At 60.6% G+C, this 12,692-nt stretch carries 8 protein-coding genes and 2 pseudogenes; 5 read left to right on the top strand and 5 right to left on the bottom strand.

All coding sequences use genetic code 11. From position 1 onward, the window contains the following. Positions 1-185: 185 nt before the first annotated feature. From cybH to AC56QQ_RS31490, 4 genes and pseudogenes are all read right to left on the bottom strand, one after another. The gene (cybH, locus tag AC56QQ_RS31475; protein ID WP_497124626.1) at positions 186-902 is read right to left on the bottom strand and encodes a Ni/Fe-hydrogenase, b-type cytochrome subunit; all 717 of its coding nucleotides are present in this window, start codon (positions 900-902) and stop codon (positions 186-188) included. Between the two features lie 9 nt (positions 903-911). Beyond that, a pseudogene (locus AC56QQ_RS31480) lies at positions 912-1,498 on the bottom strand (HupE/UreJ family protein). After that, positions 1,482-3,278 carry a nickel-dependent hydrogenase large subunit gene (locus AC56QQ_RS31485; protein WP_497124629.1) on the bottom strand — a complete coding sequence of 599 codons (1,797 nt, stop codon included), beginning with the start codon at positions 3,276-3,278 and terminating at the stop codon, positions 1,482-1,484. The pseudogene AC56QQ_RS31480 and the gene AC56QQ_RS31485 overlap by 17 nt, the downstream one beginning before the upstream one ends. Then, complete coding sequence (locus AC56QQ_RS31490) at positions 3,278-4,381, bottom strand: hydrogenase small subunit (RefSeq protein WP_497124630.1); 1,104 nt, start codon at positions 4,379-4,381, stop codon at positions 3,278-3,280. The genes AC56QQ_RS31485 and AC56QQ_RS31490 overlap by 1 nt, the downstream gene beginning before the upstream one ends. Positions 4,382-5,279: 898 nt before the next feature. Here AC56QQ_RS31490 and aepX point away from each other — a divergent pair. From aepX to AC56QQ_RS31515, 5 genes and pseudogenes are all read left to right on the top strand, one after another. Further along, positions 5,280-6,263, top strand: a complete 984-nt coding sequence (aepX, locus tag AC56QQ_RS31495; protein WP_497124631.1) for a phosphoenolpyruvate mutase — start codon at positions 5,280-5,282, stop codon at positions 6,261-6,263. Next, positions 6,245-7,480, top strand: a complete 1,236-nt coding sequence (locus AC56QQ_RS31500; protein WP_497124632.1) for an aminotransferase class I/II-fold pyridoxal phosphate-dependent enzyme — start codon at positions 6,245-6,247, stop codon at positions 7,478-7,480. The genes aepX and AC56QQ_RS31500 overlap by 19 nt, the downstream gene beginning before the upstream one ends. Then, positions 7,477-8,297 (top strand): annotated as a pseudogene (locus AC56QQ_RS31505) (phosphocholine cytidylyltransferase family protein). The gene AC56QQ_RS31500 and the pseudogene AC56QQ_RS31505 overlap by 4 nt, the downstream one beginning before the upstream one ends. Then, positions 8,294-8,908: a CDP-alcohol phosphatidyltransferase family protein gene (locus AC56QQ_RS31510; RefSeq protein WP_489859473.1), complete on the top strand. Its 615-nt coding sequence runs from the start codon at positions 8,294-8,296 to the stop codon at positions 8,906-8,908. The pseudogene AC56QQ_RS31505 and the gene AC56QQ_RS31510 overlap by 4 nt, the downstream one beginning before the upstream one ends. Before the next feature lie 694 nt (positions 8,909-9,602). Beyond that, the gene (locus AC56QQ_RS31515) at positions 9,603-10,703 is read left to right on the top strand and encodes a pyridoxal phosphate-dependent aminotransferase (RefSeq protein ID WP_497124633.1); all 1,101 of its coding nucleotides are present in this window, start codon (positions 9,603-9,605) and stop codon (positions 10,701-10,703) included. 446 nt (positions 10,704-11,149) lie between these two features. On the opposite strand, the gene AC56QQ_RS31520 is transcribed toward AC56QQ_RS31515, so the two are convergent. Continuing rightward, entirely contained in the window at positions 11,150-12,616 is a 1,467-nt protein-coding gene (locus AC56QQ_RS31520; protein ID WP_497124634.1) for an alkaline phosphatase family protein, read from the bottom strand. Positions 12,617-12,692 lie beyond the last annotated feature (76 nt).

The raw sequence follows: 12,692 nt of genomic DNA on the forward strand, positions 1-12,692 counted from the left end.
GCACCTTTGCCCCTGAAAGGGTAGAGGAAGGGTGCCGGGCGTTGCGGTTGGCACTTCCTCTCCCCGTCGAACGGACGCAGAGGCGAAACCGAGACGAAATGTGGGTCGACTTCAAGGCCACCCCTGTTGAAGAAGAAAGCCGGCGCGGGCAAACGCCCGCGCCGGCAGGTGAGGTCACGAAAATCCTAGTGGGAATCACGCGGGGCACTGTTGCCTCGAAAAGTCCGCCAGCCCGAGAACATCGAGGAAATGATCGTCTGTCTCGACATGATGTCCTCGCGCACCGCGACATAGATGTGGATGATGACGAAGCAGATGATCACCCACATGCCGAGATGGTGCCAGGTGTGAACGCCCTGGCTCTGGCCGAACAGCGGGATCACCCGGCTCGAGAACAGCGTGTGCTGCCAGGAACCCATCCCGGTCCCTTCGCCGTAGAGTGCGAGACCGGTCACGATCATGAAGATGGTGAACCAGACGAACAGGATGTGCATGGCGATCGTGGCGAGCGGGTTGTGCCCCGAATACTTAATCGGCTCCCTGACCAGCAGGGCATACCAGAGCACCTCATGCCAGACTTCCCGCCAGAAGCGGCCGCGCCAGACAGGCGGCAGGAATATCTGCCGGGCATGCTCGTTGCCGGCGAAGGCCCAATAGATGCGGAAGGCGAAGCCAGCAATCAGGACATAGCCGGCGGCGAAATGCAGGTATCGTATCCAGCCGAAGACGAAGACGAAGCTGGCGCTGGCTTCGCCGCGGACCGATGGCGGCGGCGAACCGACGAGGTAGCCGGTTCCGGCCAGCGCAAGGATCGCGAAGGCGTTGACCCAGTGCCAGAGGCGCAGCGGCGCCTCGTAGACATAGACCGCCACTTCGCTGTGAGATGTATGGCTCACGGTCATGCCCGCCTCCTATCCGCCGAAGACGAGCGCGGCACCCGAGCTGGCGACCAGCATGCCGAGGCTCGTTCGCAGCCAGGGCGATGACGCGATTTTGAGGCCGACGCTGACGCCGAAGAGGTGGAGTGCTGCGGTCGACAGCGTGAAACCGCCGACATAGGCAAATGTTGCTCCTGCGGCCTCGCTGGCGTGCGCATGTAACCGGCAAGGCCTATGCCGGCGATGCCCGGCAAACCTGCACCGAAAACGATCATCAGCCCGAGCGCCAGCACCGACAGCGCAATCATGCCTTCGATCTCTGGCAGGGCGACGCCGACAAAGGCGAGCGCGGCGCCGCCGCTCATGGCCATGAGGAAGGCGGCCGGTGCGGTCCAGACCCGCAACGGCATGGCGACCGACGACCAGACCCCGACCGCCGCCATAGCGAGCAGGTGGTCGAGACCGAGCAGCGGATGCGCGAGGCCCGCGGCAACGCCGCCCGCATAGCCTGCGCCGACATGGGCACAGGCCGGGCCGACAAGGGCGGCGAGCGATGCTGCTACGCCGAGTTTCACGACAGTGCGTCTCATCGAAAATCCCTCCCTACCGCACTTTGACATTGGCCAGCTCCCGGCCGTCCGGCCCCATCACGTGGGTCGAGCAGGCAAGGCACGGATCGAAGCTGTGTATGGTCCGCAGGATTTCGACCGGCTCCTCGGCGCGCTCGACCTTGGTGTCCATCAATGAGGCCTCGAAGGCGCCGATATTGCCGGCATTGTCGCGGGGAGATCCGTTCCAGGTGGTCGGCACGACGCACTGGTAGTTCTCGATGCGGCCGTTCTTGATCCGGATCCAGTGACCCAGTGCGCCACGCGGCGCCTCGGTGAAGCCGACGCCCTTGATCTCGGCCGGCCAAGTCTTCGGGTCCCACTTCTCGGTGTTGGCCGTGGAGGAGTCGCCGGCCTTGATGTTGGCGATCAGCTTGTCCAGGAAGTAGGCCTGCTTGCGGGCCGCCCACTGCGCTTCTAGAGCGCGCGCAGCGGTGCGGCCGAGGGTGGAAAAGAGCGCGCTGAGCGGCGCGCCGAGCACGCGCAGCGTGGAATCGACTTGTTCCTTGATTTCCTCGTGGCCCTGGGCATAGCCCACGACATAGCGGGCGAGCGGGCCGACCTCCATGGCGTGGCCGCGCCATCGCGGTGCCTTGATCCAGGAATATTTTGCCGACTCGTCCAGCTCGATGATGTTGGTGCGTGTGCCCTTGGCATTAGGCCCCAGTTCGTAATGCGGCTCGGTGATGCCGTCCCAGGGGTGCAGGCCCTTGGCCTCGTCCGGATACTTGTACCAGGAGTGCGGCACGAATTCCTGGATCTGCTCGGGATCGCGTACGTCGACCGGCAGCACCTCCTTGAGATTGCCGTTGATGATGGCACCTTGCGGCATCATCAGGTTAGCGGCGGAATAGTCGTTGGCCTTGTCGGGGATATCGCCATAGGCGAGCACGCTCTTGCCCGACAGCCCGCCACCGTAGAGCCAGGCCTTGTAGAGATTGCCGATCGCGATAATGTCGGGGATGTAGACGTTGTCGACGAAGGCGATGGTACGCTCGATGACGCCGCGGACGTAGTTCAGCCGCTCCATGTTGATCGGCGCGCCGGCCGCCATCTCACCGTCGATATTGATCGCACAGGGCACGCCCCCCACCAGCCAGTTGGGATGGATGTCCTTGCCGCCGAAGATCGTGCGCGTCGTCATGATCTCCTTCTGGAAGTCAAGCGCTTCCAGATAGTGCGTCACCGCCATCAGGTCGGCTTCCGGCGGCAGCAGATAGGCCGGGTTGGTCCAGTAGCCGTTCTTGAACGGCCCGAGTTGGCCGCTCTCCACGAACTTCTTCAGCCGGTTCTGGATGTCACGGAAATAGCCCGGCGAGGACATCGGGTGGCTCGGCGAAACCGCCTGCTGCAGTTCCGACGTCGCCTTCGGGTCGGCTCTCAATGCGTTGACCGGGTTGACCCAGTCGAGCGCGTGCAGGTGGTAGAAGTGGACCAGATGGTCGTGCACCTGCAGCGAGAGCTGCATGATGTTGCGAATCGAATTGGCGTTCTCCGGGATTATGATGCCCAGCGCGTCCTCGACCGCACGCACCGAGGTGAGCGCGTGCGTGCCGGTGCACACCCCGCAGATGCGCTGGGTGAAGGCCCAGGCGTCGCGCGGGTCGCGGCCCTTGAGGATGACCTCGAGCCCGCGCCACATGGTGCCGGTCGAGACCGCGTTGCGGATGATGTTGTTCTCGTCGATGTTGACCTCGCAGCGCATGTGGCCTTCGATCCGCGTGACCGGATCGACGACGATGCGCTGGCCGGAGGTGTCGAGATTGAAGCCGTTCGGCGTCCGGATGCCCATCAGTTGTTCCCTCGCTTTTTGCGCATCCGCTTGACCACGCTCGCCGCCGCATGCGCGGCCGCGGCGGCGCCGACCACGGTCGCGGCCGTCGCGCCGATCCTGTCGGCATCGGCCTCGATGCCAAAGCCGTGGACGCGGGTCAGGCGGCTGTAGAAATCGCCCTTGTCCCAGAAGCCGTCCTCGGAGCAGCCGATGCAGGGATGGCCGGCCTGGATCGGGAAGGAGAGGCCGCCGTTCCAGCCCACCGTCGAGCAGGCGTTGTAGGTGGTCGGTCCCTTGCAGCCGACCTTGTAGAGGCAATAGCCCTTGCGCGCGCCCTCATCATCGAAGGACTCGACGAACTGGCCGGCGTCGAAATGCGGGCGCCGATAGCATTTGTCGTGGATGCGCTGGCTGTAGAACATCTTCGGCCGGCCTTGCCGGTCGAGTTCGGGGAATTTCTCGAAGGTCAGGATATAAGTGATGACGGCCGTCATCACTTCTGCGATCGGCGGGCAACCGGGCACCTTGATGATCGGCTTGTCCGGCAGGCCGGGAACCTTATGGACGGGCGTAGCCCGCGTCGGGTTCGGCCGCGCGGCCTGCACGCAGCCCCAGGAGGCACAGGAGCCCCAGGAGATGATCGCCTTGGCGTTGGAGGCGGCATGCTTGAGCTGTTCGACGAAGGGCTTGCCGCCGATGATACAGAACATGCCGTCCTCGTTGAGCGGCGGATTGCCTTCGACCGCGAGAATGTAGTTGCCCTTGTACTGTTCGACGACCTCGTCGACGATCGCCTCGGCCTGATGGCCGGCGGCCGCCATGAGCGTGTCGTCATAATCGAGTGAAAGCATCGACAGCACGACGTCCTTGGCGAGCGGGTGCGCCGAGCGGATGAAGCTTTCGGAGCAGCAGGTGCATTCGAGCCCATGCAGCCACAGCACGGGAATGCGCGGCTTGGACTCCATCGCGTAAGCTATTTTCGGCGCGAAGGCCGGTCCAAGGCCGAGGGAAGCCGCTGTCAGGCTACAGAATTTCAGCAAACTTCGGCGGGTGATCCCCTGCCGGCGCATGACCTCGTAGAATGTTTCTTGCGTCAGGACTTCCTCCACAGGCGGCGGCATCTCTTGTTGCCGGGATATGCGAAGGCGAAGCAAGTCCGGTGCCAGACTTGAAAAGTCGAACAAATTAAATACGCAGATGCTTTTCGAGGCGTTGCCTTGTTCCGGTCGCCGGCAATGGAGTGGCAACCGGGCTGGCAGATTGCAGAGAAAGCTTCCGCGATGCAGGGACGGGCGAGGAGCCCTGGCGACGGGTGCCGACGATATTCGGCGGGCCTCGACCGACCGCGCCCATGAGCTTTATCGCATGACGGCTTACCGCAAATGCATCTCGGCCCGAAAACGCCATCTGACCGGTAGCCTAAGTGCTCATGCTGAAAGCGCTTTTCAAAACGGCGCGGACGACGTGCCGTTCTCCGAAGCCAGTGGCGCTAATGCCGCCCAGCCATCCGGCTTGCCGGTTTTCCAAGCTCAAGGCGCTGCTGCGCGCCAAGGCCGAGCGGGGACCAAGGCCCGTGGGGCGCCGTGGGCTCGGTCCTCGGCCAATTCACCCCTGTCGGGTGTGCAAAACTAATTCAAGGCTGCAAGATATGAACCGGATTAAACAGGACGCGCTCTAGCGTGGCACCAAGGACATCACGATTAGTGGGCGACCTGCCAACCTCGCACCGTTATGTAGCTTTTCCACTGTCGCGATCCCGACAGAATTGTATCGTCACAAACAAACGGAACCAGCCGCGCAAAGCCAACCTATTGCAATAACAACGGCTTTTTAGCTGGCATGGCTCTTGCAACTTGAACTGTAACGTGTGCTCCGGCACAGAGCCGCTTCCAGCGGATCTCACGAGCATTGCGCATATGTAGGCCAAAGGACTTTTCTACATCGAGGTCAGGGCGACGATGAGTAATCATCCCGTTTCACCGAGTTCATTGGACCTAGGTTTATGGAGGAGGTCATACAATGAGCGAGGCTATTTCGTTCGGGGCGGGAGTCTTGCCGGTGACGGAGTCATCGACGACCCTTCGCGAGCTCATTCTTTCTGACGACCTGACATTTTTGATGGAAGCGCATGATGGGCTTTCGGCAGCGATTGCCGAGCGTGCCGGTTTTCGCGGGCTCTGGGCTTCTGGTCTTTCCATCGCCTCGGCACTTGGCTATCGGGACGCCAACGAAGCGAGTTGGACGCAAGTCGTCGACGTCGTCGAGCACATAGTCGATGCGACGAACATCCCCGTTCTTGTCGACGGTGACAGCGGCTTCGGAAATTTCAACAATGCTCGCTTGGTCGCGCGGAAGCTTGAGCAACGCGGCGCCAGCGGCATCTGCCTTGAGGACAAGAGGTTCCCGAAAATGAACTCCTTCGTCGGCGATCGGCATCTGCTCGCTGACATTGACGAATTCTGCGGCCGTCTCGAGGCCGTAAAAGACACGACGGGACCGGATTTCGTCGTCGTCGCGCGGATCGAGGCGCTGATCGCCGGTCACGGTCTCGATGAGGCGCTGTCCCGGGCCGACGCTTATTCAGAGGCCGGCGCCGACGCAATCCTCATCCACTCCCGCGAGGACGTCGCAGACGAGATCCTGACCTTCGCCAAAGAATGGAACAACAAGCTGCCGGTCGTCATCGTCCCGACCAAATACTACAAAACCCCGACTTCAGTCTATCGTGATGCCGGCATTTCGACCGTCATCTGGGCCAACCATTCGATGCGGGCGGCGATCGCTGGCATGCGTGACATCTGCGGCCGTATTCGGTTGGAAGAAAGCGTCGCCGCGATCGAGGACCAAGTTGCCGGCCTCGACGAGCTGTTCAGGCTGATGGGCTACAACGAACTGGCTCAGGCGGAAGGGCGGTATCTGCCGAAGCACATCACACAGCCCCAGGCATTGAAAGAACCAACCAAACTTGGTTGCGGAGGGTGCACATGCTTGCGCGACGGATGAGCTTGTTCGGCTCAAGCGGCACGGCAGCAGCGCGTGCTGCAGCAAACGCGGCTGCTGATGCCGGGATGGAGATTGTTGATCTCACGGCCGGCGAGATCTGGAGCGATCTGGCACCGACGATCCGGGACGGAGCGATCGAGGCGATTCGACAAGGCCTGAACCGCTACACTGACACCATCGGCTTGATGGAGTTGCGCGAGGCGCTGGCACGGAAGGTATCGGTCGAGACGGGGCAGCTCTGGCGGGCCGACGAGCTCGCCGTGACGAACGGCGCCAAGCAGGCTCTTTTCAACGTGGCGATGACGCTGATCAATCCCGGCGACCAGGTCATCATTCCCGCACCCTACTGGACGACATTCCCAGCGCAGGTCCAGATCGCCGGCGGCACCCCAGTCCATATCGACACGCGAAGAAACGGCTACGTTCCACGGATCGACGACATCCAACGCGTCATCACGCCGATGACCCGGGCCATCGTCGTCAACACGCCCGCCAACCCCAGCGGCGCCGTCTACGACGCGGAGACTCTTTCGGGCATCGCCCAGCTGGCGATGGATCGGGATCTCTGGATCATCTTCGATGAATGTTACGGCCCCTTCACCTATGATGGCCATCGGCATCATCCGGTGGTGTCACTGGCCCCGGAGGTCCGGGCTCGGACGGTGATCGTCAATGCCTTCTCCAAAAGCCTGGCCCTCACCGGCTGGCGCATCGGGTATCTCGCTGCGCCGAAGGAACTGATCACGGCTGTCAAGGCGATTCAGTCGCACACGACATCGAACCCGAATGTCGTTGCCCAGCATGCCGTGCTGCACCACCTGCGTGAGGGAGATGGCGCCTTTGAAGCCCGGCTCAAGGGTCGACTGACGGCGGCGCGGCAGGCTGGGCTTACCGCCCTCTCCGAGCTGCGTCGCGTGCCGATGCCTGTAGCACAGGGCGGGTTCTATTTCTATCTCGATCTGTCCGGCCTGTTGCGGCCGACGCTCGCCAATGGTCACGCCAGGACGGCTGACGACATCGTGGCCGCACTGCTCGCGCAGGCCGGCGTGGCCGGCGTGTCAGGCACTGCCTTCGGCGATCCCATGGGGCTCAGGCTCTCCTATGGCATTCCGCCGGAGCAACTCGAGCCAGGCCTTGAGCGTGTGGTCAGCGTCCTTAACGCCTGGAACCGAAAGAATCGTCGCAGCAACCAAAAAAGAGGGGCTATAGACCCATGACTGCAATTGCTCCGAGAAAGGCGGTGATTCTTGCCGCCGGGTTTGGCTCGCGCCTGCGTCCGCTCACCGATCTGCGGCCGAAGCCGCTGGTCGAAGTCAATGGCACGCCGATCCTTCACAAGCCTTGCAGAACCTCGAGGCAGTCGGCGTTCGGGAGGTGACGATCGTCGTCGGCTATCGCAAAGACGCGATTCAATATTCCTGCGGCCGACGCTTCGGTGGGCTCGATATCAATTATGTGGAGTCGACGGTCTTCGACAGCACGGGCAGCGCCTATTCGCTCTGGCTGGCACGCGACGATTTACTATCGGGAGACTGCTATCTTCTTGAGGGCGACGTCTTCTTTGAGGAGGACGCGCTTCGGCGCTTGACGATAGATGACGCAGCGAATTCAGCCGCAGTAGCGCCTTTTCATCCGTCGATGGAGGGCTCTGCAGTAATCTTGTCCGAAGGCGGATTTATTTCCGAGGTCCGGCTTAAACAAACAGCTGCGGACCTAGTTTCCGGCGGCCCGGCTCTCTTCAAGACAATGAATCTCATTCGCTTCTCCGGCGCCACGCTCCGCACGATAATCGTGCCGGCCCTTGATAATCTCATCGGTTCCGGTGCGATCAAAGCTTACATGGAGGAGCTTCTTGCTCATCTCATCGAAAGCCGCGGCCTCCGGCTTGCGGCTGCCCGCTGCGATGAGCTGCGATGGTACGAGATAGACAGCGAGGCCGATCTACGAACTGCAGAGAACATATTTTCACCTAACGCGGATCTTCTTTTCCGGCATCAAAATCGTGTCGAGATAGGATCGGAGGGCTTCCAATGATCATCTATCTCTCGGACCGCGCGAACCAGATCACGATGCTTGGCCTCCTGGCATCAGCAACCGCGCTCTATTTTGCGCAATCGGGCAGACCGGAGCTTGCCATCGCGGCAGCGCTCTGGGCGGTCTTGGCAGACCATTTCGACGGAGTGGTCGCGAAGCGAACGAAAAACCGGTCTGCAGAGACGGCCAATATGGGGAAGAGTCTGGATGGATTTGCTGACCTCCTGTACGGCGCCGTCATTCCGGCCGCGGTACTAATGCAAATCGGAACAGGCGGCGTCTTACCGTTTGTAACGGGGCTCGCTCTGATACTCGCTGGTGCTTTGCGATTGAGTTATTTCAGCAATTTCGGGATGTCCGCAAAAGGGTATTTCACCGGCGTTCCGCTTTCCTACGACGTTCCGCTCATGGCAGTTCTTATGCTTATCGCAGCGTGGATTCCTTTCCCACTGTGGAACACTGCTACATGCGGACTCTTCTTGTTGCTTGCGGTTCTGCACGTGCTGCCCATCCCCGTGCCAAGTATGAATCGCACAATGTATGCAGCGGTCACCGTATTCGCGGTCGTGGCATCAATATTCCTAGCTTATCGCGGCTTTTCGGCGAGGTAGCCGGCCGAAGCCAGTCCGTCTCTCACCTCACGGTAAAGCAGCTCGCAAATGAATAGTCCGATCAAATGGCACGATCTAGGCGCTGTCGCCGAACACTGCCCTCTTTATGCGGCGGTAGCGCTCGATGTGCTCTCCTCTTTCATCCTGGCAAGATGACCGCGCGCTGTCGTTGCAGATGTCGGGGCGGGAACCGGCAAACTCACCTGGCCCAACGGCGTTTGCATGGTTACGCAATCGAACCGAGCAAGGGAATGTCGGATCAGCGACCCGCGTTCGGACCGGCCGTCGATTTCGAATGGACGGTGGGTTCAGCGGAGGAACCGGACCCCCGGACGCATCTGTGACTGGGTCTGCATGGGAACCGCATCCCATTGGACAGACGGGGTCGAAACAACGTCTACAAGTTATTCGGCCGAATCGAGACGGTGCTCACTAAACCGGGCGGATTCGGCAAGTGCTTTCGATTGCCATGCGCATCATGAGGTGATGACCGCAGCCACCTACTTGGACATGTGGAGATCCTACCACGATGTCCCGAGGCAAATCGGCTCAGAACGCTCGCGCGAGATCTTAAAACCTGTGCTGGATCGCGTAGCGGGGAAAACCAAGGTCATCACACTCCATCACACTCATGCATGGACGGGCCGGTCAATCTGAACCGAACCAAAATTGGATAGATATGGGAGCCTAGATTATGCAACCTACACCTTTGCCTGGCGAGCCCCTTAGTCGTTCACTCGTTCATGATTTTCCCGGCGGGTATTGGCGCTATGGTATCACCGATCATGTTCTGCTGGTAAATCTATACTTTCCGCCCCATGGCTTCTATACCGCGCTTGGCGAGCGGCTTCCCGAGCTCATCAGTTGCTATCCGTCACCGCAGCCACATCTTGCTGAGCAGTTGGGCAGCTTGATTTCCCAAGATCCGCGGAACCTCGCTGTTGGCAATGGCGTTGCGGAACTGATTCATGCGAGCATCCAAGCGCTAAACTGGCGCTTAGCCGTTCCGACACCGTCCTTCAATCCATACGAGCAGGTGGTGTCGCCCGAACGGCTGGCGCGGTTTCCTTTACCTGCTCCGGACTTCGAGCTCGATGTCGAGAAGTTCGCCTGGCATGCGATAGCGCATAATGCCGACGCGGTCGTTGTCATTTCGCCGAACAATCCAACCTCTAGGGGAGTGTTACGGCAGGAGCTTCTCCACCTCACAAAAATACTTCTAGCGAGAAATATTCGGATCATTGTCGATGAATCGTTCGTCGAATTCACCCCAGAGGGGGCTTGCGGAAGTGTCGAGGACAGAATCCAAGAATATCCAAACCTTGTGATATTCAAAAGCCTCGGGAAAATATTCGGTGTTTGCGGACTACGTCTCGGTTACATGCTCACAAGCGATCAAAATCTGATATCATCCGTGCGAAGCAATTTGCCGGCATGGAATGTAAGTACTTTGGGAGAGTTTTTCCTCCACGCTCTGCCGAGCTACCAGCGCGAAGCGGAGGAAAGCTGGACTCAGGTGCGCCGGGATCGCGACCAGCTCTATTCAGAACTCGCGAAGATCCCTGATATGCATGTACTTCGGCCCGATGCAAACTTCGTCTTCTGCCGCCTTCCAGATGATTGGCCAGATGGAGTCGCGCTCGCGGAAAAGCTCCTTGCGCACCATCGAGTCCTGATTCGCCACAGCGGGGCCAAAACGCTCAGCAAGGGAACTCGGTACCTGCGTATTGCTGCGCGGACGTTCGACGAAAACAGGCTTCTTGTAGAGCGCCTGCAGGAGGTCGCCGAAACGTAGAGAAGGTACGAAACGGAGAAAGAAAAATGGCGAACCGATGGAAAATCCAGCGTGTCCCAAGTGAGGTGTGGCCCCGGGGAGAAGCTCGGGATCGGCTTTTGGCCCGCTGACATGGTTGGTCGCGATCGCCGGCGTCTACAACGGCGACATCGCCGAGCAAACAGAGCTGGATCGATTGTTGCAGGAACAAGGGACTGGCAAGCAGAATCTCCTTTCCTTCTCAATCTATCTCAGCGACCTCAAAGAGAAGCTTTCGACGATATCTGGTGGAGTGGATTGGTCCGGACCATGCCCATTGGCCTCAGCGCGCATGCGTCCAAGCCGAGCTGGAACATGGCATACGAGTGGAGGTCGCGTTGGAAAGGCGCATCAAGCATCGGCGCATCACGTTGATGGTCGCCTTTCCTTTCGTCGAAGGCTTGCCGCTGCGCAAACATGCGGTCCTATCATTCCGCCGTTCCGCTCTCGATGTAGGTCGAGGCTCCGACCCGGACACGCCGAAGAACCTGCCTGAAACGGCCAAGCCCCGCATCAAAAGCTTCACTGCGACTTTCTGGGGCAGCCTTCTGGCCTGGCTCCACAACTTCGGTCAGAACCCGGCCGGTCATGCTTTCCGGCTGCTTTATCTCCAAGAGGTGCAGAATGGTCGGTGCGAAATCGCAGATCCCAGATGGGACCACAGAAGACCCCTGCCAGGGGAAAGCCGAACCAGCAACAACACCGAGGGCGACCAGTTCCCTAGGATGAAGACCACCATGAACGCCGAGGCCTGCACGGCGGTTGTTTTCGTAGAACGTGCCGCCGACAAGGCCGAATGGATCGACACTGTCATTCGCGCGGAAGCAAAAGGACACGTCCGGCGCGCGGACATGATCGATGAAAACAAGGTGGCTCCCGAGACTGCCGAGGGCGATGCCCTCGATATCATTCTTGGCGCGGGTAAAGACCGGCCCGCACCAAGGCTCGCCGGTGATCGTGGCCACGATCCGAGCGATCCGTTCGTCGCTTGGGTCAGCGAGATAGAGCGCGCCGACCTGCCCGGGCACCACCACGACATCGACATCCGGTGCGGGTGCCGTACCGGGTCGGCAGCCCGCATCGCGCAGGCGCTCGACGACCGAAACCTGGGTATGACCCGTGATGTGTCCGTGGTCGGAGATCGCGATAATCTGTACGCCTTCAGCACGTCCCTCCGCTTCCCACCAGTCGAGCACTCGGCCAAACTGGTGGTCGCAATGTGCGATGATGGTCCGAGTCGCCTCAGCGCCTGTGCCGTGGAAGTGCGAGCTGACGTCTGGCTCGCCGTAGGAGAGGACCGTGACGTCCGGCCGGCATTTCGGCCAAATGACATCGAGAAATGCTGATGTGACCCAGTCTTGGCCGGCCTTGTCAGGCTTAGTGCTGGGCGGTTTCGGCGGCAACGGCCCGACAAGCTCTTCGGCTTCAGCCAGCAGATCGTCCGGCGTGCAGGCCTCGCGGAAATGCCCCGAGAGCCGAACATGCCCGAAATCCTCGGCCTTGTGGTGGAAAAAGCGCGTCGTGCCGGGCGAGTTGGTGGCCAAGACGGCAAGACTCCGACCGGCCGAAGCGAGGATTTCCCCCAGTGTCTGTGTGGACATCAGCCGCCCACCGCTTTCCAGGTCAAGCTTGCGCAGGAGAACCGCGTCTTCTGTGTCGATGTAGCGGGACGGAGTGACTGAACGGTCGACATATATGTTCCCAACCATGCCGTGCCGGCTCGTGGTCGAACCGGTCACCAAGCTGGGAAAGGCCGAGCGGGTTTCGCTTGGATAGACCGTGCGATGGTTCGACAGAGTGATGCCCTGGGCCTGTAGACGGCAGAGGTTCGGCGTCAGGTCGGGTGCGACTAGGTCAGGGCGCAGGCCGTCGAAACTGACGATGAGGAAGCGCATACCGTGTATCTCGCAGTTCACGTTGACAAAGACGCCATTTCGCTAGCAGTCGCATATCGCGAGGACGCGCGACAAA

This window comes from Mesorhizobium sp. RCAM 05099 (assembly GCF_059683685.1).